The organism is Modestobacter sp. SYSU DS0875 (assembly GCF_054050915.1).
Genome location: NZ_JBJHAH010000004.1, coordinates 142,558 through 167,655 on the forward strand (window position 1 = coordinate 142,558; position 25,098 = coordinate 167,655).

A 25,098-nucleotide genomic window follows, 5' to 3' on the forward strand; every position below is an offset into this window, starting at 1 on the left:
GATCACAGGTCGATGGAGGACACTGACGCCTCGTGCAGCAGAAGGACCTCCCCACGATCCGCGCGCTCGGGGTGCCGCCCGCGGGGGTGCCGCTCGATCCTGACGCCGCCATCTCGGTGCGCGGCCTGGTCAAGCGCTACGGCGAGCGAGCGGCCGTCGACGGCCTGGACCTGGACATCCGGCGCGGTGAGATCTTCGCGCTCCTGGGCCCCAACGGCGCCGGCAAGACCACCACGGTCGAGGTGCTGGAGGGCTACCGCAGCCGCGACGGCGGCGAGGTCCGGGTGCTCGGCGTCGACCCGGCCGCCGGCGGGCGGGCGTGGAAGGGCGAGCTGGGCATCGTGCTGCAGTCCGGCGGCGGCGACAGCCAGCTGACCTGCCGGGAGCTGCTGCGGGCCCAGGCCTCTTACCACGCCGACCCGCGTGACCCCGACGAGGTGCTCGAGCTGGTCGGGCTCACCGAGAAGGCGGGCTCCCGCGGCCGCACCCTCTCCGGCGGCCAGCGCCGCCGGCTCGACGTCGCGCTCGGCATCGTCGGCCGCCCCCGGCTGCTGTTCCTGGACGAGCCGACCACCGGCTTCGACCCCGAGGCCCGCCGCCAGTTCTGGTCGCTGATCCGCTCGCTGCGCGACCTCGGCACCACGATGCTGCTCACCACGCACTACCTGGACGAGGCCGAGGAGCTGGCCGACCGGGTCGGGGTGATCGCCCACGGCCGGCTGGTCGAGGTCGCCGTCCCGGCCGAGCTCGGCGGGCGGGGCACCGCGCCGGCCGTCGTCAGCTGGACCGAGGACGGCGCGCGCCGGGTGGCCGAGACCACCACGCCGACGGCGTTCGTCGCAGAGCTGGCCGGCCGGTTCCCCGGCGAGGTGCCCGACCTGGCCGTCGCCCGGCCCACGCTCGAGGACGTCTACCTGCGCATGATCGGAGAGCCCGTCACATGACCGCCACGACGGAGCGGTCGCTGCCCTCGGTGGGCGCGGTCTGCCGGACCCGGGCCGGGGTGGAGCTCAAGGAGTTCTTCCGGCAGCGCGAGTCCGTCGTCTTCACGCTGATGTTCCCGGTGATCCTGCTGCTGGTCTTCGGCGCGGTGCTCGACTACGACCTCGGGGCCGGGGTCAGCTTCACCCAGTACTTCATGGCCGGGGTGATCGCCGCGGGCATCCTCGGCGCCAGCCTGCAGAACATGGCGATCAGCATCGCCACCGAGCGCTCCGACGGCACGCTCAAGGGCCTGGCCGGCACGCCGATGCCCAAGAGCGCCTACTTCGTCGGCAAGGTCGTGCAGGTCCTCGTCGTCACCGTGGCGATCGTGGTGATCCTGCTGGTCATCGGGGTGGCGTTCTACGACGTCGCGTTCCCCGCGGGTGCGGACTGGCTGACCTTCCTCTGGGTCGCCGGGCTCGGCTCGGCAGCGTGCACGCTGCTGGGCATCGCGGTCTCCAGCCTGGCCCGCAACGGCCGCTCGGCGTCGGCCACGGTCACCCCGATCGCGCTGGTGCTGCAGTTCATCTCCGGGGTGTTCTTCCAGTTCAGCGAGGTGCCCACCTGGCTGCAGACGGTCGCCGCGGTCTTCCCGCTGAAGTGGATGGCGCAGGGGCTGCGGTCGGTGTTCCTCCCCGACGCGCTCGCCGCGCAGGAGCCGGCCGGCAGCTGGGAGCTGGGCCGGGTCGCGCTGGTGCTCGGGATCTGGTGCGTCGTCGGCCTGGTGCTGTGCGTGCGCACCTTCCGCTGGCAGGACCGCGAGAGCCGGTGAGGGCCCTGGTCCTGCGAGTGCCGGACGGTCGTGTCGGAGAATGGCCGGGTGCCCGCTGAGCTGAACGCCGAGAACCTCGTCCGTGCGCCCAAGGTGCTGCTGCACGACCACCTGGACGGCGGGCTGCGGCCGCAGACGGTGCTGGAGCTGGCCGACGAGGTCGGGTACCGCGACCTGCCGGCCGACGAGCCCGCGACGCTGGGCCGCTGGTTCCGCGAGGCGGCCGACTCGGGGTCGCTGCCGCGCTACCTGGAGACGTTCGCGCACACCGTCGCGGTGCTGCAGCGGCCCGCGGCCGTGCACCGGGTCGCCCGGGAGGCCGCGCTCGACCTGGCCGCCGACGGCGTCGTCTACGCCGAGGTGCGGATGGCGCCGGAGCTGCTCACCGCGGGCGGCATGGCGCTGCCGGCGGTGGTGGAGGCGATGCTCGACGGCTACGCGCAGGGCAGCCGGGAGGCCGCGGCCGCCGGGACGCCGATCGTCGTCGGCACCCTGCTGTGCGCGATGCGCCAGGCCGACCGGTGGGTGGAGGTCGCCGAGCAGGTGGTCCGGTTCGCCGACGCCGGGGTGGTCGGCTTCGACCTCGCCGGCCCCGAGGACGGCTTCCCGCCGGACCGCATCCCGGAGGCGATCGCCGTGCTGGACCGGGCCGGGGCGCACCGCACCGTGCACGCCGGGGAGGCCGCCGGGATCCCCTCGATCGTCGCCGCACTGGACGGCGCGGGTGCCGAGCGGCTGGGCCACGGGGTGCGCATCGCCGACGAGGTGCCCGTCGACGGCGCGCTCGGTCCGGTGGCGCAGCGGGTCCGCGATGCGCAGGTGCCGCTGGAGGTCGCCCCGTCGTCCAACGTGCAGACCGGCGCCTACCCGTCGCTGGCCGACCACCCGGTCGACCGGCTGCACCGGGCTGGCTTCGCCGTGACGCTCAACACCGACAACCGCCTGATGAGCGGGGTCTCGGCGAGCAGCGAGCTGGCCGCCGTCGCCGCCGCCTTCGGCTGGAGCTGGGACGACGTGCAGACGGTGACCGAGCGGGCGCTGCGCGCCGGCTTCGGCGACGACGCCGTGCGTGCCCGGATCACCACCGAGGTGGTCCGCCCCGCCTACGACGCCCTCCGCGCGGGCGGCTGAGGCACCCGGGGGAGCGGGGTCACCCGGTCTCGGGAATCAATCCGGCCGCCGCGCTGCTAACCTGACCGTGCCGGTGAGTGTGCCGGTCATCCTCCCGGGCGGTCCTGTCCGGGCACAGCGCATCCGTGCAGATCACGCGTCATCGCAGACGGCGGCGATCACCAGTGTGGGCGTCGGTTCCCGGCGCCGAGCATCACCACGGGACGCGCACCGATCTGTATCGGAGTTCCCGCTTGTCCTCGTTCGACTCTGTCGACACCCGCACCACCCCCGAGAACACCCCCAACGACGACACGGCCGCGGTCGTGACCCCCGTCGAGGCCCCCGAGCCCACCGGCCCGACCTTCGCCCAGCTGGGCCTGCCCCAGCCGCTGGTCACCGCGCTGGAGCGCAAGGGCATCCGCCACCCGTTCGCCATCCAGACCTCCGCCCTCCCCGACGCGCTCGCCGGGCGCGACGTGCTGGGCAAGGCCGCCACCGGCTCGGGCAAGACGCTGGCCTTCGGGCTGCCGTTGCTCGCCCGCCTGGGCGACGACGCCCAGCACGGTCGTCGGGCACCGCGTGGCCTGATCCTGGTGCCGACCCGTGAGCTGGCCCAGCAGGTGCACGACAACCTGGCCCCGCTCGGCCAGTCGATCGGCGTCCAGCTGGCCGCCGTGTACGGCGGTGCCTCGATGTACCGCCAGATCCAGCAGCTGCGCCGCGGCGTCGACGTGCTCATCGCCACCCCCGGCCGGCTGCAGGACCTGATCAACCAGGGTGAGACCACCCTGTCCGAGGTCGTCGTCTCGATCATCGACGAGGCGGACTTCATGTCCGACCTCGGCTTCCTGCCGGTGGTCAAGGAGCTGCTCGACCAGACCCGCCCCGACGCCCAGCGGCTGCTGTTCTCGGCCACCCTGGACGGCGAGGTCGACACCCTGGTCCGCCGCTACCTCAAGGACCCGGCGCGTCACGAGGTCGTCAAGGCCGCGGACTCCGGTCCCCAGGCCGAGCACCTGGCCTACAGCGTGTCCTTCCCGGACAAGCTGAAGGTCACCGAGGCGATGGCCGCCCGTCCGGGCCGGATCATCATCTTCGTGCGCACCCAGCACGGTGCCGACCGGCTGGCCGGCAACCTGCAGGCCGTCGGCATCTCCGCCGAGGCGATCCACGGCGGCCTGCCGCAGTCGGCGCGGCGCCGGGCCCTGGAGGCGTTCACCGACGCCCGCAGCCCGGTGCTGGTGGCCACCGACGTCGCCGCGCGTGGCATCCACGTCGACGACGTGTCGCTGGTGCTGCACTACGACCCGCCGGCCGACCACAAGACCTACCTGCACCGTTCCGGCCGCACCGCGCGCGCCGGTGCCGCGGGTGTCGTGGTCTCGCTGCTGCTGCCCGACCAGGTGGGGCAGTCCAAGCGTCGGTTCCGCCAGGCCAAGGTCGAGCCGCAGGTCACCCGGATCCGTCCGGGCGACGCCGCGATCTCCGACCTGGTCGCCGGTGGCACCTTCGTCGAGCCGGTGCAGCGCCCGGTGCGCGAGTCGCGCCGCCCGGCCGGGGCCGGTGGCCCCGGTGGGCGCCGGCCGCGCCGGGACGGCGACCGCCCCGGGGGCCGCAGCGGCCCCCGCCGGTCCTACGGCGACCGCGATCGTTCGTACGGCGAGCGCCCTCAGGGCGAGCGCTCCTACGGCGACCGGGATCGTCCGGCCGGTGACCGGCCCGCGGGCGACCGCGATCGTTCGTACGGGAGCCGCCCGCAGGGCGAGCGCTCCTACGGCGACCGGGATCGCTCCTTCGGCGGGGACTCCCGTGACCGGCGTCCCGGTGGGTACCGCGGCGCCGGGGAGGGCAACCGCTCCGGCGGCCGCCCGCCCCGTCCGGCGCGCTCCTACTGACGAAGGACCTCGCTGCCTCCGGGCAGCGGGGCCCTGAACGGCAACGGCCGGCTCCCGCGAACGCGGGGGCCGGCCGTTGCCGTTCCGGGTCCTAGTCGCGGAAGTGCAGGGCCCGGCTGACCTCGGTGACGACCTCGTCCCAGGAGCTCGCCAGCACGGCGGCGTCCTGGGCCGGCAGCGGCGCCGCCGGGTCGGTCTCGCTGCGGGCGACGGCGCGACCCAGCGGGGTGTCGCTGGTGAGCAGCTCCTCGACCCGGGTCAGCCCGGCGTACTCGGCGACGTCCCGCACGCCCTCGACCGGCTGCTCCAGCGCCTCGTGCTGCGCCAGCCCGCCGGCGCCGCCGGCGACCTCGCGCAGCACCTCGGCGAGGGCGGTGAGGTCGTAACGGTCCTGGTCGGCCGGCAGCGGCAGGACGTCGGTGTCGGCCACCTCCGGCCAGGAGGCGATGCCGCTGAGGTCGTGGCGCTCGTCCGAGGCGCAGAAGCGGGCCAGTTCGGCCGGGGAGGGGAACAGGAAGACCTGCCCGTCGCGGCCGAGGAACCGGGCGCGGTCCTCGACGTAGCAGCGCAGGGTCAGGCCGGCGCCCTCGGGGACGACGAGCTCGACGGGGAGGATGCCGACCGCCTCCCAGAACTCCTGGGCCGCCGCGACCGCGGCCGGGCTGGCGGTCAGCCGGCTGCCGCTGCGGATGTCCCGGGTGCCGGTGGTGGGCACGCCCGGGGCCGCGGCGGTGGAGCCGGCCGGCTGGCGCTGCGCGCTGGCCCCCGCCACGGTCGGGCGAGCGGCGTCGTCCACGTCGAGCAGGTCGACGTCGACGTCATCGTCGTCCTCGTCCTCGGGCTCCGCCGCGCGCGCCTCGGCCTCCTCGGCGGCCGACGGGTAGTCGTCGGGGGAGACGCTGCCGGCGCCGGTCCAGTCCAGGTGGTCGTCGAGCTCCTCGAGCACGTCCTCCCAGAGCTCGTCGATCGCGGTGCCCAGCCGCTGCCAGGACTCCTCGCCGGTGCGGCCGAGGAACGCCTGCACGCCGAGGGGCAGCGCGGCCACCTCGGGGCGGGAGACCAGCTCGGCGACCGACTCGAACTCGGTCTCGTCGTCGTCGAGCAGGTCGTCCTCGTCATCGGTGGTGTCGCAGCACTCGGCGATGCGCCCGACGACGTCGACGACGGCGGCCAGCTCGTCGACGGCCCAGCGGTCCGGGTTCTCCGCGACCACGTCGTAGACGCCGTCGAGGTCGAACCGGTGGTCCTCGTCGGGGGTGAGGTCGCCGGCGTCGAGCCCGGCCACGACCGGCCAGACCGGGTGGTCGGCGAGGTCGTGGTCGGTGCTGGCGCGGCAGAAGGCAGCCAGCGCCGCCGGGGAGGGGAACAGGTGGACGACGGCCTTGGTGACGCCGTCCTCGGGGTCGTCGTCGTTCAGGTCGGCGGGCACGTCGACCGTGCTGCCGAGGAACGCCTGCCACTCCTCGCCGTCCTCCTCCCAGGGAGGAGCCCAGAGCGTGTAGCCCGTGCGGTCGTCGAGGGTGAGGGCGATGGGGACGATGCTGGGCCTGGGCACCCGCCCATCCTGCCCGGTCCGGCCGTTCATGGGGCAGTGGGTCGGGGGACGGCGTCCATGTCGGTGAGCCAGCGGCCCGAATTCCCCCGCTGCGAGAGCCGCTCCGAGCTCCTCGTCCGGCTGGGGACCAGCGGGCCACCGTGTGTCTCCGAGCACGAGGCGACCTTCCTGGACGGTTCACGTCCGGTTCGTCCACGGCTCTTGGCGCCCGCATAGCTTCGGTGACGTCCGGTTCGCTGGAACGACCGACAGGGGAACGTCCGTGAAGAAGCTTGTACCGCTGGGCCTCGGCCTGGTGCTCGTGAGCCCGATCGTCCTGCAGACCGCCGCGAGCGCGGAGTGCGCGGGAACCTGCGGAACGACCGAGACCGCCACCGGCGTCGTCTTCGAGGATCTCGACGAGGACAACGAGCACGATGAGGGGGAACCCGGGGTCCCGGGCGTGTCGGTCTCCAACGGCCGAGAGGTGGTCCTGACGGACGAAGAGGGCCGCTACCGCCTGGGCGTGACCGACGAGACCATCGTGTTCATCACCAAACCAGCGGACTACATGGTTCCGGTCGACGACGTCCAGCTGCCGCAGTTCTACTACGTCCACTACCCGAACGGGACGCCCGTGGATCTGGAGTACGGCGGTATCGAGCCGACCGGGCCGCTGCCGGAGTCGGTCGACTTCCCACTGCGTGCGCAGGCCGAGCCCGACCAGTTCGAGGTGGTGGTGTTCGCCGACCCGCAGACCCGCAACGTCGGGGAGCTCGAGGCCTTCCGCAAGGACGTCGTGGCGGAGCTGACCGGATCTGACGCGGCGTTCGGGCTGACCGTCGGGGACCTCGTCAACGACCCGCTGGACCTCTTCGAGCCGCACAACGAGGTCGTCTCGGAGATCGGCCTCCCGTGGTGGAACCTGCCTGGGAACCACGACATGAACTACGACGCCCCCGACGACACCTACGCCACCCAGACGTACAAGAGCATCTACGGCCCGACCGACTACTCACTCGACTACGGCCAGGTCCACTTCGTCAACATGGACAACGTCGACTACCTCGGCCAGACGGCCGAGGGGGAGAACGGCGAGTACCGCGGATACCTGAACGACGCGCAGCTGGAGTGGTTGAAGAACGACTTGGCCCACGTCCCCGCCGACAAGCTCGTCCTGATCGCCACCCACATCCCGCTGCGGATCGACGCCATCGGCGAAGAGAACATCAACACGGTGAACCTGGACGAGCTCTTCGAGGTGCTGGAGGGGCGGGAGCACCTGTACGCGATCTCGGGCCACGACACCAGCAACAGCTGGCAGAAGTACATCGGCGACGAGGGCGGCTGGACCGGTGAGGACCCGTTCCTCAGTCACACGCTCGCCGAGGTGCGCGGCGGGGGCTGGACGAAGGGCCCCGTGGACGAGCGGGGCGTCCAGGCTGCCGACATGGCCGACGGCAACCCGAACGGCTACTACACCATCAGCTTCGACGGCAACCAGTACACCCCGCGTTTCAAGCCGGCGAGCCTGCCGGAGGACTTCCAGATGCGGCTCACCTTCCAGGGAGGAGGTCACGACCAGGAGGTACTCCTCCCCTCGGGGCCGAGCGGATCGGGTGGGTTCTCGACCGCACCGCAGTTCCATCCCCGGGACTGGGCGAAGGGCGAGGCGCCGCAGGTCACGGTGAACGTCTTCGACGGAGGCGAGCGGCACCAGGTGGAAGCCCGGGTCGACCACGGGGAGTTCTCCCCGATGGCCTACAACCCGCCGTTCAAGGGGCTGACCGACGGTGACCCGAACGGCAACCTGGACCCCTACGTCTCGGCACTGTTCGAACGGCTGGAGGGCACCACCGAGGAGCCGGCCGAGCCGCAGCCCTCCTCCCACCTGTGGATGGCAGACCTGCCCAGCGGGCTGGAGCCGGGCTGGCACGTCCTGACCGTCCGCAGCACCGATCCGTACGGGCAGGTGTCGGAGACCTTCCAGTTGTTCGAGGTCGTCACCGGCCGGCCGGGCTCCCCGCAAGGCTGAGCCGACTGGACGCCCGCTTCCCCTGCACCGCCGGCCGGCCCGCGGCCCCGGTGCGGGGGAAGCGGCTGCCCCGGAACGAGGCCTCACACGCCCATCGGATGCCAGACGCTCTTCGTCTCCAGGAAGGGCGTCATCCGGCTGAGACCGGGGTCCGCGGTCCAGTCCGGCTCCTCCGCGGGAGCCCGCAGCACGCGCTTGATCGTGCCGGCGGCCGAGCGTTCCAGCTCCATCGCCAGCGGGCCGTGCGCACCGGCCAGGTCGATCGCGTCGACGTCGGCGTGCTCGGCCAGCCAGGGGCCGATCTCCGCGGCGTCACCGGTGAGCAGGTTGACCACACCACCGGGGACGTCGGAGGTGGCGAGCACCTCGCCCAGGGTGATGGCCGGCAGCGGGCGCTCCTTCGCGCTGACCACCACAGCGGTGTTGCCCCCGGCCAGCACCGGCGCGAGCACGCTGACCAGTCCGAGCAACGAGCTGCGCTGCGGAGCGAGGACGGCGACCACACCGGTCGGCTCGGGGGTGGAGAAGCCGAAGTACGGGCCGGCGACCGGGTTGCTGCTGCCCAGCACGGCGGCGAGCTTGTCGGTCCACCCGGCGTACCAGACCCACCGGTCGATCGCGGCGTCCACGGCGGCCCGGGCCTTGGCGCCGGACAACCCCTCGCCGGCGGCCACCTCCTCGGCGAACTGGGCCGCCCGGCCCTCCATCACCTCGGCGACCCGGTACAGCACCTGGCCCCGGTTGTAGGCGGTGGCGCCCGACCAGTTCGCGAAGGCGCCGCGGGCGGCCACGACGGCGTCCCGGGCGTCCTTGCGGGAGGCCCAGGCGGCGTTGGCCAGGAAGTGGCCCTTGGCGTCGTGCACCTCGTAGGTGCGGCCGGACTCCGAGCGGGGGAAGGCCCCGCCCAGGTAGAGCTTGTAGGTCTTGCGGACGGCGAGGCGGTCGGTCACTTGGCGTCTCCCGTCGAGAGGTAGGCGGCCAGCCCCTGCCGGCCGCCCTCGCGGCCGTAGCCGGACTGCTTGTAGCCGCCGAACGGCGAGGTCGGGTCGAACTCGTTGAAGGTGTTGGCCCACACCACGCCGGCGCGCAACTGGTCGGCGACCTTGAGGATGCGCGAGCCCTTCTCCGACCAGATGCCGGCCGACAGCCCGTAGGTTGAGTTGTTCGCCTTCGCGACCGCCTCGTCGGGGGTGCGGAAGGTCAGCACGGACAGCACCGGGCCGAACACCTCGTCCCGGGCGATCCGGTGCGCCGCCGAGACGCCGGTGAAGATGGTCGGCGGGAACCAGAACCCACGGTCGGGGAGGTCGCACGCGGGCTGCCAGCGCTGGGCGCCCTCGGCCTCGCCGATCTCCGACAGCTCGCGGATCCGGGCCAGCTGCTCGGCGGAGTTGATCGCGCCCAGGTCGGTGTTCTTGTCCAGCGGGTCGCCCACGCGCAGGGTGCCGATCCGCCGCTGCAGCGCCGCGATGACCTCGTCGTGCACCGACTCCTGCACCAGCAGGCGCGAGCCCGCGCAACAGACGTGGCCCTGGTTGAAGAAGATCCCGCGCACGATGCCCTCGACGGCCTGGTCGACCGGAGCGTCGTCGAAGACGATGTTGGCGGCCTTGCCCCCCAGCTCCAGGGTGAGCCGCTTCTCGGTGCCGGCGACCGAGCGGGCGATCTCCCGGCCGACCTCGGTAGAGCCGGTGAAGGCGACCTTGTCGACGTCGGGGTGCGCGACGACCGCGCGGCCGGTCGGGCCGGCGCCGGTCACGATGTTGACCACGCCGGGCGGCAGGTCGGCCTGCTGGCACACCTCGGCGAACAGCAGCGCGGTCAGCGGGGTGGTCTCCGCGGGCTTGAGGACGACGGTGTTGCCGGCCGCCAGTGCGGGAGCGACCTTCCACGCCAGCATGAGCAGCGGGAAGTTCCACGGGATGACCTGGCCGGCCACGCCGAGCGGCCGCGGGGCCGGCCCGAGACCCGTGTGCTCGAGCTTGTCGGCCCAGCCCGCGTGGTAGAAGAAGTGCGCCGCGGCCAGCGGGACGTCGACGTCCCGGCTCTCCCGGATCGGCTTGCCGTTGTCGAGGCTCTCCAGGACGGCGAACTCCCGCGCCCGCTCCTGCAGCAGCCGGGCGATGCGGAACAGGTACTTGCCGCGGTCGGCCGGGCGCATCGGGCCCCAGACCCGGGTGAAGGCGCGGCGGGCGGCGCGGACGGCGCGGTCGACGTCCTCGTCGGTGCCGACGGCGACCTCGCTGAGCACCTCCTCGGTGGCCGGGTTGACGGTCTTCAGCGGGGTGCCGGTGCCGGGGGTGAACTCACCGTCGACGAACAACCCGTAGCTGGGCCTGAGGTCGACGATCGACCGCGACTCGGGCGCGGGGGCGTACTCGAACATGGTCATCAGTCGACGCTCACGTGGTCGGGGCCGGAGTAGTGGCCGGTGCGGAGCTTCTGGCGCTGCAGGAGCAGGTCGTTGAGCAGGCTGGACGCACCGATGCGGAACCAGTCGGGGGACAGCCAGTCGGGCCCGGCGGTCTCGTTGACCAGCACCAGGTGCTTGACGGCGTCCTTCGTCGTCCGGATGCCGCCGGCGGGCTTGACGCCGACCTGGCGGCCGGTGGCGGCGCGGAAGTCGCGGACCGCCTCCAGCATCACCAGGCAGACCGGCAGCGTGGCGGCGGGGGAGATCTTCCCGGTGGAGGTCTTGATGAAGTCGCCGCCGGCGAGCATCGCCAGCCACGAGGCGCGGCGCACGTTGTCCAGGGTGACCAGCTCACCGGTCTCCAGGATCACCTTGAGGTGCGCAGGACCGCAGGCCTCCTTCACGGCCACGATCTCCTCGAAGACGTCGAGGTAGCGGCCGGACAGGAACGCTCCGCGGTCGATGACCATGTCGATCTCGTCGGCGCCGTTGGCGACGGCGTCTCGGACGTCGGCGAGCTTGACCTCGCGGCTGGCGCGGCCGCTGGGGAAGGCGGTGGCGACGGCGGCGACGTTGATGCCGGTGCCGGCCAGCGCCTCCGTGGCCACGCCCGCGAGGTCGCCGTAGACGCAGACCGCGGCGACGGCCGGGCAGGTGAGGTCCTCGGGGTCGGGGCGGCGGGCCTTGGCGGCGAGGCTGCGGACCTTGCCGGGGGTGTCGGCGCCCTCGAGGGTGGTCAGGTCGACCATCGAGATCGCGGTGTCGATCGCCCAGGCCTTCGCGGTGCTCTTGATCGAGCGGGTGCCGAGGACGGCGACCCGCTGCTGCGCCCCCACCTGGTCGACGCCGGGCAGCCCGTGCAGGAAGGCGCGGAAGGCGTCGTCCGAGCGGGTCACGTCGGCGAACGGGTCCGGTGGGGTGCCCGGGGCGCCGCCGGACCCGGCCAGCGCGTTCGGGTCGAGCACGTGGGTCATGCCGGGCATTCTCCACTGCCCGCTGACACTCCTCGGGCGCTCACCCTCCCACGGTGGCCCCGACCGGTGTCCAGGGCCTCTGCTGCGCGGCGCCTCACAGCTGCGGCCATGCGTCCCGCTGCTGTCGCGGGGCGCCTGTCAAGTCCGTCGGTGAATCTGTGGACAGGCTCGTGACCTGCAGATACGGGTGGTGGATGCCCCCACCTCCCGCTAGATTTCGAACACGTATTCGAATCGACGGGGGGGGTGTCCGTGAGCGACGTGCTGACGCTGGACGCCCCTGCGCCGAGCGTGGTTGCCGACCTCCCCGACGATGGGCTGGAACGGGTGCTCGGGTCGCCACTGGCCTCGGCGCTCGATGCCCTGGCCGGCGAGGAGCTGCACGGGTTGACCGATGGTGAGGTGCTGGACCGGACGGCGCTGCTGGTGGCGGCGCGGAACCGGTTGGACGCGGAGTTGACGCGGACGGTGCGGCACGCGGCGGTGTCCCAGGCCGCCGAGCGTGACGGGCTCAAGAGCATGCGGTCGTGGTTGACCGGGCACGCGCGGTTGTCGGCGGGGGAGGCTGATCGGATCGGGCGGTCGGGGCGGGCGTTGGCGCACTTCCCGGCGTTGGCCGCCGGGTTCGCGGCAGGACACGTGACGGCGGCGCAGTTCGACGTGGTGGCCGGCGCGGTCGGTGATCGGGAGCGGGCGCGGGCGGAGGAGCAGGGCATCGACCTGGGTGCGTTCGACGCCGCATGGGTGACCGTTGCGCGGGAGGCGCCGCATGCGTCGCTGGTGCAGGCGGTGCAGCAGTTCGACGACGCCTTGGATCCTGACGGGCCGGAGCCGGACCCGACGGAGGGTCGGCGGTTCACCATCGTCAAGCACGCCGACGGCAGCGTCACCGGCCGCTTCGACCTGGACGCCGCCGGTGGGGAGAAGGTGCAGGCGGCGATCGAGTCCCACGTGCAGGCCGACCGCCCGAAGGGGGACACCCGCACCCGCGCCCAGCAGCAGGCCGACGCGTTCGTGCAGGTGTGTGACAACCAGCTGGCCTCAGGTCAGTCGCCGACGCTGCGGACGGTGAAGCCGCACGTGGTGGTGGGGATCGACCTGGAGGACTTGGTCGACCCGGCCACCGGCCCCGGGGCCGCCCAGCTGGGCTTCGGGGCGGTGATCTCCGCGGCCCGCGCCCGCTACCTGGCATGTGACGGCAGCATCTCCCGGATCGTGATGGGCCCCGACGGAACCCCGTTGGACCTGGGCCGGGACCACCGGGTGGTCACCCCGGGGCTGCGGCGGGCGGTGGAGCGGCGGGACAAGGGCTGCGTGTTCACCGGCTGCGGCGCCCCGACCTGGTGGTGCGACGTCCACCACCTCGTCCACTGGCTCCACGGCGGAGAGACGTCACTGACCAACTCCGCACTGCTGTGCGAACGCCACCACACCAAGGTGCACCACGGGTTCCGCGTCGAGCGACAACCCGATGGCCGATGGCGCACCTGGCGCCCCGACGGCACCGAGATCCTCATCGGGCCCCTGCTCAGCTGACCTGGCCTGCTGCCCGGGACTACCGGCAGCCGTCCAGTGGTGGGACGACGCCGAGCAGGTACCGCTCGTCCTGGTGCACCACCTGCCAGGCGAGACAGGTGCCGCGGCCGGCGGGGTCGTCCACCACGAGCACGTCACCACGGCCAGAGCTCCGGACCACGCCCTCCAGCCCGTCGTCCGGGGAGGGGAGGTCGGCGAGCAGCTGGTCGGCGTAGTCGGCGGGAGCGTCGTCCACCATCAGCGCCTGCAGCGCATCGACGTCCCGCTGTTCCACCGCCGAGGCGACCCGGGTGGCCAGGGCGTCGACCGAGGCTGTTCCCGGAACCGGGAGGGTGGCGATCTCGATCGCGACGAAGGCGACCCAGGCGACGAAGACGACGATGCCGAGTGCCGCCAGTCCGCGGCCGGTGGGGCTGCGTGGTGCTCGAGCCATGCCCTCACCTTGCCCGCTCGATCCAACTGTGGCTCGGGCTCCGGTCCGGCCCCTCGTTCAGCAACCGGACCGGCGACGGTCCTCGGCCGGCGTGGTCGACTCGGCGGGGGCACCACGTCGTCACGGGCGCGCTCATCCACCAGGGCCGGGTCCTGCTCACCCATCGATCGCCGCACCGGCGTTGGTACCCCGACGTCTGGGACCTGCCGGGCGGCCACGTCGACGACGGTGAGACCGAGTTGGACGCGTTCCGGCGCGAGCTGCGCGAGGAGCTCGGGGTCGAGGCGCTGACCATCGCCCCGGAGCCGGTGACGCGCATCAATGACCCCGCCGCGGACATGCGCCTGGGCCTCTGGGTGGTGCGAACCTGGCGAGGAACGCCCACCAACGCCTGCCCGGGCGAGCACGACGAGATCCGCTGGGTCGGACCTGGCGAACTGAGCAGGCTCCTCGCCCATCCGTGGTACGTGGGGCCGCTCAGCACGCCCACCGCCAGTCCCGGTGCAGGTGCGGGCGGTGGAGCGGCTTGAGCACCTAAAGGTGTCGCGGAGCCTGTCGCCCGCGTGCTTGCATGCCGCGATGGAAATGTTCGTCGACGGCTCGCCCGGCGTGCGACTCTGGATCGAGGAGACCGGCCGCGCGGACGGGGCACCGATGCTGCTCGTCATGGGCGCCAACGCCTCCGGTCTCACGTGGCCCGACGACCTGGTCCGCGCGCTGGGTGAACGACACCGGGTCATCCGTTACGACCACCGGGACACGGGCCGGTCGACCTGGGGCTTCGACGAGAGCCCGTACGCGATCCGGGACCTGGCGGACGACGCGGTGCGGGTCATCGACGCGCTCGGCATCGCACGCGCCCACGTGGTGGGCATGTCGATGGGCGGCACGCTGGTCCAGCTCCTGCTGCTCGACCACCCGGATCGGCTCTGCTCGGCCACGGTCTTCGCGACCGCGGTGCTGGAGGGCGCCGGCCCGGGCGGTGCCGCGCCCCCCGCCTTCACCGACACCGACCCACGGCTGCTGGAGCTGTGGGAGCACCTGCCGGACCCGCGCGATCGGGCTGCCGAGGTGGCTTGGCGGGTCGAGCACTGGCGGCTGCTGAACGGCGCCGACATCCCCTTCGACGCCGAGGAGTTCCGTCGGGTGGAGGAAGCGGTGATCGACCACGCCGGGCGGCACGACAACACGGCGGCGCACGCGCGAGCCGACCAGACCGGGCTCGCACGCGGCGCGGAGCTCGTTGGGGTGACGGTCCCGACGCTGGTCGTCGAGGCGCCGAACGACCCGATCAACCCGCCGCCGGCGGCCCGTCGCATCGCTGAGGCCATCCCCGGCGCCCACCTCGTGACCGTGCCGGGGATGGGGCACGCCCTGCCGTCCGCGGTCGTCCCGCCGCTGGCCGCCGCCGTGCTGGCACACACCGCACGCGTGGACGCAGGGCGAGCCTGAGTCGCCGTCGCCCGCAGGGCAGGGGCGCCGCTCAGGGCAGCTCCTTGACCAGGTGCACGATCTCCAGCCCGGCCGCAGCTCCTCCGGCCGGTCCTCGACGTACCCGTGCCGGCGGGAGAGCCGGAGCTTGGCCTCGCTCCGCGACCCGGTGAACGACGTGGCCCGCGTGCACGTGGTGTTGGCCTCCGCCGCCCCCAGCAGCCGGCGGCCGATCCCGATGTCCTGCTGGTCCGGCGCGACGACGAGCCGCCGACGTGGAGCACCTGGGCCACTTCCCGGATGCGCACGGCGCCGACCAGCCGCGCACCGGACCACGCGGCCACGCACGTGCTGGCGGCCAGCTCGACGGTCAGCTCATCGAGGGTCTGCGTGAGAGCGGGCAGCCGTACGTCGTCGTTCAGCTGCGCCTCGCTGACGTACGCCGCCCGTTGCAGCGTCAGCAGCTCGCCCGCCGCGGACGACGGCAGAGGCTCGAGCACCACGGGTGGTGCACCGCCGCCGGAGCCGGGTCGGTGGTCAGCGCAGGGCGCGCAGCACCTGCTCCAGCGACCGCGCCGGGTGACCGGTGAGCTCTGCGACGTGATCGGTGACGCCGGCCAGCGAACCGTCCGCGATCGCCGTGTAGGTCGACACCCACGCCTCGACCTCCCAGTCGGGCGCACCGTAGGACGCCCGGGAGGCGTAGGCCTCGTCGTGGGTCTCCGGGAGGTAGCGGGTCGCCCTGCCGGTGACCGCGCTGATCGTGTCGGCCACCTCGTGGAGCGTCAGCGCCTCCGGCCCGGTCAGCGACCAGGTGCGCCCGCCGTGGGCAGCCGGGTCGCGGAGGACGGCGACCGCAGCGTCCGCGATGTCGTCCCGGGCCACGGCCGCCACCCGGCCGTCGCCAGCTGGCCCGCGGATCGCGCCGTCCTGCCCGACGAACTCCACGAGCGAGTCCAGGTAGAGCTGGTCGCGGAGGAACGTGGCCGGCAGCCCGAGCGCACGGATGTGCTGTTCGGTCGCCCAGTGGTCGCGGGCCAGGGTGAAGGTCGCATCCGCCGCCGCGCCCTCGAAGGACGTGTAGACCAGGTGCTCGACCCCGGCGTCGGCCGCGGCGTCGAGGAAGCTGCGGTGCTGGTCGACCCGGTCAGCGGTCTCCGACGCCGACACCATCAGCACGACCGGCACGCCCGCGAGTGCCTCGCGCACCGCCTCCCGGTCGCCGTAGGGCGCCCGGACGACGGTCGCTCCCGGCAGCTGCGGTGCCCGGGAGGGGTCACGGACCAGCAACTGCTGCGGAACCCCGGCCTCGGCGAGCAGTCGTGCGACGCGGCCGCCGAGGTGGCCGGTGGAGCCGGTGACGGCGATCGGGGCAGGGGGCATGGGTTGCTCCAGGGTGCTCGGTCCGGACGTCGCCCGGCTCGTCGGTGGGCCGGTGCCTGACGAGTCCACCCTGACAGCGATGTGCAGGTCCGGCGCCCGGTGGGCCGCCGGGGAGGCCGTCGCCCGGCTCAGCGCCTGACCGGGACCCGGGGGCCGATACGGTGTGCGCCGTGCAGCTCACCGTCGTCGACCACCCGATCGCCCGCGCCCGCCTGTCCCGGATGCGCGACGAGCGCACCGACAACGCCGCGTTCCGCGCCGCCCTGCGCGAGCTCACCCAGATGCTGGTCTACGAGGCCACCCGCGACCTCGAGGTCGCCGAGGAGTCGATCACCACCCCGGTCACCGACACCATCGGCTACCGGCTGGCCGGTCCGCCGCTGATCGTCCCGGTGCTCCGTGCCGGCCTCGGCATGGCCGACACCGCGCACGGCATGCTGCCGGAGTCGCAGATGGGCTTCGTCGGCCTGGCCCGCAACGAGGTCACCTTCCAGCCCGAGGCCTACATGGCCTCGCTGCCGGAGTCGCTGGTCGGCCGGGCGGTCTTCGTCCTCGACCCGATGCTGGCCACCGGCGGCTCGCTGGTGCACTGCTGCACCCTGCTCACCGACCGCGGCTGCACCGACATCACCGTGCTGTGCGCGCTCGCCGCTCCCGAGGGCATCGAGCGCCTGGAGGCCAGCGGCCTGCCGCTGCGGGTCTTCACCGCCAGCATCGACCAGGGCCTGGACGAGAACGCCTACATCGTCCCGGGCCTCGGTGACGCCGGTGACCGCCAGTTCGGCGCCGTCTGACCACAACGGAGAGAGCATTGCAGCGAGGGACGAGCGAGGAGCGGAACGGAGTGACCGTGGGCAGACCCGGAGGAGTGGCCTGATGCGGTTCGGGGTGCTGGGCACCGGCCACTGGGCACGCACGGTGCACGCCGCCTCCCTGGCGGAGCACCCCGACGCCGAGCTGGCCGGGGTCTGGGGCCGTGACCTGGCCAAGGCCAAGGCGGTGGGCGCGGAGTTCGACGTCGCCGGCACCGACGACCTCGACGCGCTGCTCGCCGACGTCGACGCCGTCAGCGTCGCCGTCCCGCCGGACGTGCAGGTGCCGTTGGCCGAGCGCGCCGCCGCGGCGGGCAAGCACCTCCTGCTGGAGAAGCCGGTGGGGCTGACGCTCGCGGCCGCCGACCGGGTGGTCACCGCGGTCGGGACCGCCGGGGTCGCCTCGGTCGTCTTCTTCACCAGCCGCTTCCGGACGGCGACCTCCACCTGGCTGCAGGAGGCGAGCCGCACCACCCTGGCCGGCGGCGCGGTCACCTGGCTGGGCTCGCTGGCCGGCAGCCCCTTCGACTCCGCGTGGCGGCGGCAGCACGGCGCGCTGTGGGACGTCGGCCCGCACGCCCTGGCGCTGCTCGTCCCCACCCTCGGACCCGTGCGCACCGTGCAGGCCGGCGCCGGGCAGGGCGACACCGTGCACCTGGTCCTCGGCCACGACGACGGGCGGGCGAGCACCGTCACGCTGTCGCACACCGCCGCCGGGCTGTCGGCGGGCATCGACGTGTGGGTGCACGGCGACGCCGGCCGGCTGGTGCTGCTGCCGGAGTCCGACACCGCGGTCGCCGCGCACCGGGTCGCGGTCGACGAGCTGCAGGCCGCCGCGCTCACCGGCGGCGCCCACCCCTGCGACGCCACCTTCGGCCGGGACGTCGTCCGGGTGCTCGAGACCGCGCAGCGGTCCCTGGCCAGCGGCTGCCGGGAGACCGTCGCCGCGTGACCCGCAACGACGGCCGGGTCGGCCCCGCCGCTTGGTACGTCCCCACCGGGCGGATCCAGCGCAGCGACTGGTGGCTGCGCTACGTGCTCGTCATCCTGCTCATCGGGGTGCTCGCCTCGCTGGTCGACGCCTCGACCTTCCCCGACGCGTTCCCCCGTTTCCAGGACCGGGAGAACGTCCTCGACGTCGCCGACCTGCTGTGGGCCTTCCCCAGCCAGGGCGGGCCGGTGACCGTGCTGGCTGCGCTGGTGCTGGTCGTGCCGAACGTCGCGGCCACCGTCACCCGGCTGCACGACCGCGACCACTCCGCCTGGTGGCTGCTGTGGGCGGCGCTCCCCGTGATCGGCTGGCTGGTCCTGTTCCTCACCTGCGGCTTCCTCGGGACGCAGCAGCACCCCAACCGCTACGGCCGCCCACCCGCCTGACCGCCGGCGAGCGCGTCGCCCGGCCGGGGGACAGACGCCACCCTGCGTGATCGGCACGATGAAGTGCCGGCCCTCCGGACGGCGTCGGTCCGCAACGACGGTGAGGTCCCATGAACATCGCCCAGTGGTACGTGTCCCGCGGCAGGATCAGCCGCCGCACCTTCTGGCTCCACTACGTCCTGCCGATCTGGCTCGTGAACGCCCTGGCCTTCGCGGCCGACCTGGCCTTCGGCTTCAGCCAGGTCACCGACACGACGACCACGGCGACGAGCGCCAGCGTGCAGACGACGCTCGGCGTGCTGTCGCCGATCGTCGCGCTGCTCACCCTGGTGCCCTCGTTCTCCTCGAACGTCACCCGGCTGCACGACCGAGGGCACTCGGCCTGGTGGCTGCTGATCGGGCTCATCCCGCTGGTGGGCGTCCTGATCCTGGTGGTCCAGGTCGGGTTCCTGCCCGGGGAGGAGCGCACCAACGACTACGGCCCGCCGCCGGCCGGCGAGCGGGTGCCGGAGCCGGGCTACCCGCAGAGCTACCGCTGACCACCCCGCCGCCGCCCGGCTGACCGGGCGGCGGCGGGTGGCGGGCGCTACAGCCCCAGCGCGGCGGACATCTCCGTGCGCAGCCGGTCCAGCTCCGCCTCGGCGCGCTCGCGGGCGGCGGGCAGCCCGGCGGCGTCGGCCACCGGGACGACGGTCTCCAGGTAGGCCTTGAGCTTGGGCTCGGTGCCGCTGGGGCGTACGACCACCCGGACGCCGTCGCCGGTCAGCCGCACCGCGTCGACCGGTGGGTCGGCGTGCGCCAGGTCGGCGGCCTCGACGTCCCGGCCGAGCAGCTGCGCGGGCGGCTGGGCACGCAACCGGACCATCGCCCCGGAGATGACGGAGAGGTCCTCCACCCGCACCGACAGCGGCCCGGTGGCGAACAGCCCGTGCTCCACGGCCAGCTCGTCGAGCCGGTCGGTCAGCGTCCGCCTGTCGGCGTGCAGCTCGGCGGCGAGCAGCGCCACCGCCAGCGCCGCGGAGATGCCGTCCTTGTCGTGCGCGACCCGGGGGGTCACCGCGTAGCCCAGCGCCTCCTCGTAGCCGAATGCCAACGGCGCCTCGGCCGAGCCGGCCCGGATGATCCACTTGAAGCCGGTGGGGGTCTGCTCGAACGGCGCGCCGTGCGCGCGGGCGAGTGCGCCCAGCAGCGACCCGCTCACCAGCGAGCAGGCGTAGGTGCCGCGCACGCCGCGGCGCAGCAGCCAGTCGCCCAGCAGCGCGCCGACCTCGTCGCCGGTCAGCTGGCGCCCGCCCACGACGACCGAGCAGCGGTCGGCGTCGGGGTCCTCCGCGATCGCGACGTCGGCGCCGGCCTGCTCGGCGCGGGCGATCAGCAGGTCGACCGCGCCCGGCTCCTCCGGGTTGGGGAAGGCGACGGTCGGGAACGCCGGGTCGGGCCGGTCCTGCTGCGGCACGGTGTGCAGCGGCCCGAAGCCGGCCGCCTCGAACACCCGGCGGGTGGTGGCCGACCCGACGCCGTGCATCGCGGTGTAGGCGACGGTGAGCCGCTGCCGGTCGGCGAGCGCCACCCGGCCGGGCTCCAGCGCGTCGACGACGGCGGCCACGTAGTCGGCCTCGACGTCGTCGCCGCAGGTCACCCAGTCGTCGCTGCGCGGCACCGACCGCAGCGACCCGACGGCGGCGATCGCCGCCTCGATCTCCCGGTCGGCCGGCGGCACCAGCTGCGCGCCGTCGCCGAGGTAGACCTTGTACCCGTTGTCCTGCGGCGGGTTGTGGCTCGCGGTCACCATGATTCCGGCGACCGCGCCCAGGTGCCGGACGGCGAACGACAGCACCGGCGTGGGCAGCGGCCGGGGCAGCACCTGGACGGCGAAACCGGCGCCGGCCAGCACCTCGGCGGACAGCCGGGCGAACTCGTCGGAGCGGCGCCGGGCGTCGAAGCCGATCACCACCCCACCACCGGCGTGGCCGGCGTCGCGCAGCCAGGCCCCCAGCCCGGCGGCCGCGCGGGTGACGACCGCGGCGTTCATCCCGGCCGGGCCCGCGCGCAGCGGACCGCGCAGCCCGGCGGTGCCGAAGGTGAGCGGGCCGGCGAAGCGGCGGGCCAGCTCCTCGGTGTCGGCCGCCTCGATCAGCGCCTCGATCTCGGCCCGGTCGCCGTCGTGCGGGTCGTCGTCGGCCCAGGCGCGGGCGGTGGTCAGCACGTCGGGGGAGCGGGTCACCGGGTTCCTCCACTGCTCGGCTGGACCGGTGCGGTCTGCGCCGCGACCACGTCGGCGTCGAGGTCCGGCAGCGTGTACTCGCCACCCACCCGGCCGTGCACCGGGTCGCGGGGGTCGGGCTCGCCGTGCACCTCCAGCAGCGCCGGCGCGTGGGCCTCCGCGTCGTCCTGCGGGTCGTACCCCAGCGCGCGGGCGGCGGTCAGGTCCCACCAGCCCCGGGTGTTGGCCGACACCCCCCACACGACGCGGAAGCCGGGGGACGGCGCGCGCAGCGCTGCGTCGAACAACCGCACGGTGTCACCCGGCGACAGCCAGGTGGACAGCTGGCGGACCGTCGTCGGCCGCGGGAAGGCGCTGCCGATGCGCAGGCAGACCACGTCGATCTCGTACCGGTCGGCGTAGAGCGAGCCCAGCGCCTCCATGGTCACCTTCGCGACGCCGTAGAAGGTGTCCGGCCGCGGGGGCGCGGCGGCCTCGGTGAGCAGCCCGTCGGCCGGCCGGGGCGTGAAACCGCTCGCGTGGTTGCTGCTGGCCAGCACGACCCGGCCGACCCCGGCCCGTCGCGCGGCCTCCAGCACGGCGTGGGTGGTCTCGATGTGCGACCGCTCGATCGCCTCCCAGGTCGACTCGCCCAGCACCCCGGCCAGGTGGACGACCGCGCCGGTGCCGTCGGCCGCCGCCGCGACGGCGGCCAGGTCGGCGGCGTCGGCCACAAGGTGCTCCTCCCCGGGTCGCGGCTCGGGCACCGGGACGACGTCCAGGCAGCGCAGCGCCCAGCCGTGCTCGGGCAGGCCACTGCGCAGCACGGTGCCGATGCCGCCGGCGGCACCGGTCACCAGGACCGGCCCGGGAGTCGTCACGGCATGCGCCCGATCAGCTGCACCAGGAACTCCCCGAGCCGGCCGGCGGCGGCCTTGCCGGCCTCCAGCACCTCCAGGTGGTCCAGCGCCTCCCCGGTGATCCCGGCCGCGGCGTTGGTGACCATCGACAACCCGACCACCTCCAGGCCCGCGGCCCGGGCGGCGATCGCCTCCAGCGCCGTCGACATGCCGACCAGGTCGGCGCCGAGGGTGGTGAGCATCCGGATCTCCGCCGGCGTCTCGAAGTGCGGGCCGGGCAGGGCGGCGTAGACGCCCTCGGCCAGCGACGGGTCGATCTCCCTCGCCAGCGCGCGCAGCCGGGCGGAGTACAGGTCGGTGAGGTCGACGAAGGTGGCGCCGACCAGGGGCGAGCGCGCGGTCAGGTTGAGGTGGTCGCTGATCAGCACCGCCTGCCCGACCCGGTGCTCGGGCCGCAGGCCGCCGGCGGCATTGGTCAGCACCACGGTGCGCACCCCGGCGGCAGCGGCGGTGCGGATGCCGTGCACCACCGGCTCGACCCCGCGGCCCTCGTACAGGTGGGTGCGGCCCAGGAACAGCAGCACCTTGCGGTCGCCCACCCGCACCGAGCGGATCTGCCCGCCGTGGCCGGTGACCGTGGGGGCGGCGAAGCCGGGGAGCTCGCCGATGGCGACGCTCGCCAGCGTCTCGCCGAACGCGTCAGCGGCCGGCGCCCAGCCCGACCCCATGACGACGGCGACGTCGTGGTCCCCGCCGACGGTGGCGGTCAGCTGCTCGGCGGCCTGTGCGGCCAGCGCAGTGGGATCGGACGGGGGTGCTGCGGTGGGCTCGCTCACCTGCGCGAGCATAGGGACCGGGTCGGACACCGCACCTGCTCGCACGACCGGCGGCCCGCCTCCGCCGCTCCTAGACTCACCGGGTGCAGATCCCCTTCCACTCGTCCGAGCGCGCCTCCCTGGGAGTGGAGTGGGAGCTCCAGCTGGTCGACCGGGAGACCGGTGAGCTGACCTCCGGCGCCACCGAGATCCTGGCCGAGATCACCCCCGACGGCCTCGAGGAGCACCCGAAGGCCAAGCACGAGCTGCTGCAGTCGACGGTCGAGGTCATCACCGGGATCTGCACCACCGTCGCCGAGGCCAAGGCCGACCTCGCCGGCACCCTCGCCGAGGTCGTCGCCGCGGCCGACCGGCGCGGCCTGGACCTCATGTGCGCCGGCAGCCACCCCTACACCCGCTGGGACACCCAGGAGATCTCGCCCAAGGAGCGGTACGCCGAGCTGGTCGAGCGGACGCAGTGGCTGGCCCGCCGGATGCAGGTCTTCGGCGTGCACGTGCACGTCGGCGTCCGCTCGCCGGACAAGATCGTCCCGATCGTCAACGCGCTCACCGGGTACGTGCCGCACCTCCTCGCGCTGTCGGCGTCCTCGCCCTTCTGGTCCGGCTGCGACACCGGCCTGGCCTCGGTGCGCACCAAGGTCTTCGAGGGCATGCCGACCGCCGGGCTGCCGTACCAGCTCACCGACTGGGCCGGGTTCGAGGAGTACATGGGCACGCTCATCGCCGCCGGGGCGATCGAGAGCGTCCGCGAGGTGTGGTGGGACATCCGCCCGCACCCGGACTTCGGCACCGTCGAGCTGCGGATCTGCGACGGGCTGCCCACCCTCGACGAGATCGGCGCCGTCGCCGCGCTGGCCCAGTGCCTGGTCGAGCAGCTCGACACCCAGCTCGACCGGGGCTACACCCTGCCCACCCCGGCCGGCTGGATCGCCCGGGAGAACAAGTGGCGGGCGGTGCGCTACGGCCTGGACGCGAAGATCGTCGTCGACGAGCAGGGCACCGTCGCACCCGTTCGGGAGGCGCTGGCCGAGCTGGTCGAGGAGCTGCTGCCCACCGCCCGCAAGCTCGGCTGCGAGGCCGAGCTGCTCGACGTCCGCCGGGTGCTGGCCGTCGGGGGGTCCTACCAGCGGCAGCGGGCGGTCGCCGCCGCGCACGGCGGCGACCTGCACCCGGTCGTGGACAGCCTGGTCGCCGAGCTGCGCGACGGCCTGCCGGCCGGCCTGCCCGACGTCGACGACGCCGCCGGGGAGCCGCGGTGAGCGAGGCCCCCTCCCCGGACGACGCCGGCGCCCGGCTCGACGACTGGACCAAGGAGCACCACCCGGAGCTGGTCGCCGTCCGCCGCCACCTGCACGCCCACCCCGAACTCGGGTTCGCCGAGCACGAGACAACCGCCCACCTCGAGCAGCGGCTGTCCGCGGCAGGGTTGCGTCCGCGGCGGCTGCGCAGCGGCACCGGCCTGGTGTGCGACGTGCCCGGTGACCCCGACGGCCCGGTCGTCGTGCTGCGTGCCGACATCGACGCGCTGCCGCTGGCCGACCTCAAGGACGTGCCCTACCGCTCCACCCGCGAGGGCCTCTGCCACGCCTGCGGGCACGACGTGCACACCACGGTGCTGCTCGGCGTCGCACTGGCGCTCGCCGCGCAGGAGCGGCTGCCCGGCACCGTGCGCTGCGTCTTCCAGCCGGCCGAGGAGCAGCTGCCCGGCGGTGGCCTGGCGGTCGTCGACGAGGGCGTGCTGACCGGCGCCACCCGGGCGTTCGCGCTGCACTGCGACCCCTCGCTGCCGGTCGGGCAGGTGGGGCTCCGCAACGGCGCGATCACCGCCGCCTGCGACCGGGTCGAGGTCACCCTGACCGGGCCCGGCGGGCACACCGCCCGGCCGCAGCTGACCGTCGACCTGGTGCACGCGCTGGGCCGGGTGGTCACCGACGTCCCCGGTCTGCTCTCCCGCGTGGTCGACCCGCGGTCGAGCCTGTCGCTGGTCTGGGGGGCGGTCAGCGCCGGTGTCGCGGCGAACGCCATCCCGCAGACCGGCACGCTGCGCGGCACCCTGCGGGTGCTGGACCGGTCGGTGTGGGGCGAGGCGGAGGACCTGGTCCGCCGGCTGGTCACCGAGGTGGCGGCCGGTTCGGGCGCCGAGGTCGCCATCGAGTACGTGCGGGGTGTGCCGCCGGTGGTCAACGACCCGCGCAGCGTCGCCCTGCTGCGCGCGGCCGCGATCGAGACCGTCGGCGGCGAGGGGGTCGTGCTCTCCCCGCAGAGCATGGGCGGGGAGGACTTCGGCTGGTTCGCCGAGGTGCTGCCGATCGCGCTGGCCCGGCTGGGCACCGCCGGCTCCGGCCCGCCGCTCGACCTGCACCGCGGCACGTTCGACGTCGACGAGGCGGCGATCGGCGTCGGCGTCCGGCTGCTGGCCCGCACGGCGCTGCACGCGCTGGCCGCCGACGCGGCCGTCCCCGTGGGTGACCCTGCCCGGTAGATCGTGTAGAGGTTGGGCCCACGAG

The 25,098-nt window shown here is 74.0% G+C and carries 23 protein-coding genes; 14 read left to right on the plus strand and 9 right to left on the minus strand.

Going from position 1 to position 25,098, the window contains the following annotated elements:
- Nucleotides 1-32 precede the first annotated feature (32 nt).
- The 4 genes from ACI79Y_RS03650 to ACI79Y_RS03665 all read left to right on the plus strand — a co-directional run bounded on the left by ACI79Y_RS03650 (nucleotide 33) and on the right by ACI79Y_RS03665 (nucleotide 4,764).
- The gene (locus ACI79Y_RS03650; protein ID WP_457157160.1) at nucleotides 33-944 is read left to right on the plus strand and encodes an ABC transporter ATP-binding protein; all 912 of its coding nucleotides are present in this window, start codon (nucleotides 33-35) and stop codon (nucleotides 942-944) included.
- Complete coding sequence (locus tag ACI79Y_RS03655) at nucleotides 941-1,756, plus strand: ABC transporter permease (protein WP_457157161.1); 816 nt, start codon at nucleotides 941-943, stop codon at nucleotides 1,754-1,756. The genes ACI79Y_RS03650 and ACI79Y_RS03655 overlap by 4 nt, the downstream gene beginning before the upstream one ends.
- A 48-nt stretch (nucleotides 1,757-1,804) precedes the next feature.
- Nucleotides 1,805-2,887, plus strand: a complete 1,083-nt coding sequence (locus ACI79Y_RS03660; protein WP_457157162.1) for an adenosine deaminase — start codon at nucleotides 1,805-1,807, stop codon at nucleotides 2,885-2,887.
- 233 nt (nucleotides 2,888-3,120) lie between these two features.
- Nucleotides 3,121-4,764 (plus strand): DEAD/DEAH box helicase, encoded by a 1,644-nt coding sequence (locus ACI79Y_RS03665; RefSeq protein ID WP_457157163.1) that lies wholly within the window; start codon nucleotides 3,121-3,123, stop codon nucleotides 4,762-4,764.
- A gap of 91 nt (nucleotides 4,765-4,855) precedes the next feature.
- Here ACI79Y_RS03665 and ACI79Y_RS03670 read toward each other — a convergent pair whose 3' ends face one another.
- Nucleotides 4,856-6,319: a hypothetical protein gene (locus ACI79Y_RS03670; protein WP_457157164.1), complete on the minus strand. Its 1,464-nt coding sequence runs from the start codon at nucleotides 6,317-6,319 to the stop codon at nucleotides 4,856-4,858.
- A 262-nt stretch (nucleotides 6,320-6,581) separates the two neighbouring features.
- Here ACI79Y_RS03670 and ACI79Y_RS03675 point away from each other — a divergent pair, with 262 nt between their 5' ends.
- Nucleotides 6,582-8,333: a calcineurin-like phosphoesterase C-terminal domain-containing protein gene (locus ACI79Y_RS03675; RefSeq protein ID WP_457157165.1), complete on the plus strand. Its 1,752-nt coding sequence runs from the start codon at nucleotides 6,582-6,584 to the stop codon at nucleotides 8,331-8,333.
- Nucleotides 8,334-8,416: 83 nt separating this feature from the next.
- On the opposite strand, the gene ACI79Y_RS03680 is transcribed toward ACI79Y_RS03675, so the two are convergent.
- The 3 genes from ACI79Y_RS03680 to deoC are packed head-to-tail and all read right to left on the minus strand — an operon-like array spanning nucleotide 8,417 to nucleotide 11,720.
- Nucleotides 8,417-9,283, minus strand: a complete 867-nt coding sequence (locus tag ACI79Y_RS03680) for an aldehyde dehydrogenase family protein (protein ID WP_457157166.1) — start codon at nucleotides 9,281-9,283, stop codon at nucleotides 8,417-8,419.
- Nucleotides 9,280-10,725 (minus strand): aldehyde dehydrogenase family protein, encoded by a 1,446-nt coding sequence (locus tag ACI79Y_RS03685; protein WP_457157167.1) that lies wholly within the window; start codon nucleotides 10,723-10,725, stop codon nucleotides 9,280-9,282. The genes ACI79Y_RS03680 and ACI79Y_RS03685 overlap by 4 nt, the downstream gene beginning before the upstream one ends.
- The gene (deoC, locus tag ACI79Y_RS03690; protein ID WP_457157168.1) at nucleotides 10,725-11,720 is read right to left on the minus strand and encodes a deoxyribose-phosphate aldolase; all 996 of its coding nucleotides are present in this window, start codon (nucleotides 11,718-11,720) and stop codon (nucleotides 10,725-10,727) included. Before deoC ends, ACI79Y_RS03685 begins: the two co-directional genes overlap by 1 nt.
- A gap of 342 nt (nucleotides 11,721-12,062) precedes the next feature.
- On the opposite strand from deoC, the gene ACI79Y_RS03695 reads away from it, so the two are divergent.
- Nucleotides 12,063-13,256 (plus strand): DUF222 domain-containing protein, encoded by a 1,194-nt coding sequence (locus ACI79Y_RS03695; RefSeq protein ID WP_457157188.1) that lies wholly within the window; start codon nucleotides 12,063-12,065, stop codon nucleotides 13,254-13,256.
- Between the two features lie 19 nt (nucleotides 13,257-13,275).
- Here ACI79Y_RS03695 and ACI79Y_RS03700 read toward each other — a convergent pair whose 3' ends face one another.
- Entirely contained in the window at nucleotides 13,276-13,689 is a 414-nt protein-coding gene (locus tag ACI79Y_RS03700; RefSeq protein WP_457157169.1) for a hypothetical protein, read from the minus strand.
- On the opposite strand from ACI79Y_RS03700, the gene ACI79Y_RS03705 reads away from it, so the two are divergent.
- Both ACI79Y_RS03705 and ACI79Y_RS03710 read left to right on the plus strand, forming a co-directional pair.
- Nucleotides 13,674-14,219, plus strand: coding sequence for an NUDIX domain-containing protein (locus tag ACI79Y_RS03705; protein ID WP_457157170.1), 546 nt, complete (start codon nucleotides 13,674-13,676; stop codon nucleotides 14,217-14,219). The two genes, ACI79Y_RS03700 and ACI79Y_RS03705, sit on opposite strands and share 16 nt — an antisense overlap.
- Nucleotides 14,220-14,268: 49 nt before the next feature.
- Nucleotides 14,269-15,141 carry an alpha/beta fold hydrolase gene (locus ACI79Y_RS03710; RefSeq protein WP_457157171.1) on the plus strand — a complete coding sequence of 291 codons (873 nt, stop codon included), beginning with the start codon at nucleotides 14,269-14,271 and terminating at the stop codon, nucleotides 15,139-15,141.
- Nucleotides 15,142-15,657: 516 nt separating this feature from the next.
- On the opposite strand, the gene ACI79Y_RS03715 is transcribed toward ACI79Y_RS03710, so the two are convergent.
- Nucleotides 15,658-16,503 (minus strand): SDR family oxidoreductase, encoded by an 846-nt coding sequence (locus ACI79Y_RS03715; RefSeq protein WP_457157172.1) that lies wholly within the window; start codon nucleotides 16,501-16,503, stop codon nucleotides 15,658-15,660.
- A 170-nt stretch (nucleotides 16,504-16,673) separates the two neighbouring features.
- On the opposite strand from ACI79Y_RS03715, the gene upp reads away from it, so the two are divergent.
- The 4 genes from upp (at nucleotide 16,674) to ACI79Y_RS03735 (ending at nucleotide 19,231) form a co-directional block, all read left to right on the plus strand.
- Entirely contained in the window at nucleotides 16,674-17,297 is a 624-nt protein-coding gene (upp, locus tag ACI79Y_RS03720) for a uracil phosphoribosyltransferase (RefSeq protein ID WP_457157173.1), read from the plus strand.
- Between the two features lie 82 nt (nucleotides 17,298-17,379).
- Nucleotides 17,380-18,267, plus strand: a complete 888-nt coding sequence (locus ACI79Y_RS03725; RefSeq protein WP_457157174.1) for a Gfo/Idh/MocA family protein — start codon at nucleotides 17,380-17,382, stop codon at nucleotides 18,265-18,267.
- The gene (locus ACI79Y_RS03730; RefSeq protein WP_457157175.1) at nucleotides 18,264-18,692 is read left to right on the plus strand and encodes a DUF805 domain-containing protein; all 429 of its coding nucleotides are present in this window, start codon (nucleotides 18,264-18,266) and stop codon (nucleotides 18,690-18,692) included. Before ACI79Y_RS03725 ends, ACI79Y_RS03730 begins: the two co-directional genes overlap by 4 nt.
- Before the next feature lie 110 nt (nucleotides 18,693-18,802).
- Complete coding sequence (locus ACI79Y_RS03735; RefSeq protein ID WP_457157176.1) at nucleotides 18,803-19,231, plus strand: DUF805 domain-containing protein; 429 nt, start codon at nucleotides 18,803-18,805, stop codon at nucleotides 19,229-19,231.
- Nucleotides 19,232-19,278: 47 nt separating this feature from the next.
- Here the strand turns inward: ACI79Y_RS03735 and ACI79Y_RS03740 are convergent, their stop codons facing one another.
- Genes ACI79Y_RS03740 through ACI79Y_RS03750 form a run of 3 tightly spaced genes read right to left on the minus strand, consistent with a single transcriptional unit; the run spans nucleotide 19,279 to nucleotide 22,591 of the window.
- Entirely contained in the window at nucleotides 19,279-20,916 is a 1,638-nt protein-coding gene (locus tag ACI79Y_RS03740; RefSeq protein WP_457157177.1) for a phospho-sugar mutase, read from the minus strand.
- Entirely contained in the window at nucleotides 20,913-21,776 is an 864-nt protein-coding gene (locus tag ACI79Y_RS03745) for an NAD-dependent epimerase/dehydratase family protein (protein ID WP_457157178.1), read from the minus strand. Before ACI79Y_RS03745 ends, ACI79Y_RS03740 begins: the two co-directional genes overlap by 4 nt.
- Complete coding sequence (locus ACI79Y_RS03750; protein ID WP_457157179.1) at nucleotides 21,773-22,591, minus strand: purine-nucleoside phosphorylase; 819 nt, start codon at nucleotides 22,589-22,591, stop codon at nucleotides 21,773-21,775. The genes ACI79Y_RS03745 and ACI79Y_RS03750 overlap by 4 nt, the downstream gene beginning before the upstream one ends.
- Nucleotides 22,592-22,674: 83 nt before the next feature.
- Between ACI79Y_RS03750 and ACI79Y_RS03755 the strand changes: the two genes are divergently transcribed.
- Both ACI79Y_RS03755 and ACI79Y_RS03760 read left to right on the plus strand, forming a co-directional pair.
- Nucleotides 22,675-23,850: a glutamate--cysteine ligase gene (locus ACI79Y_RS03755; protein WP_457157180.1), complete on the plus strand. Its 1,176-nt coding sequence runs from the start codon at nucleotides 22,675-22,677 to the stop codon at nucleotides 23,848-23,850.
- Nucleotides 23,847-25,073 (plus strand): amidohydrolase, encoded by a 1,227-nt coding sequence (locus ACI79Y_RS03760; RefSeq protein ID WP_457157181.1) that lies wholly within the window; start codon nucleotides 23,847-23,849, stop codon nucleotides 25,071-25,073. Before ACI79Y_RS03755 ends, ACI79Y_RS03760 begins: the two co-directional genes overlap by 4 nt.
- Nucleotides 25,074-25,098 lie beyond the last annotated feature (25 nt).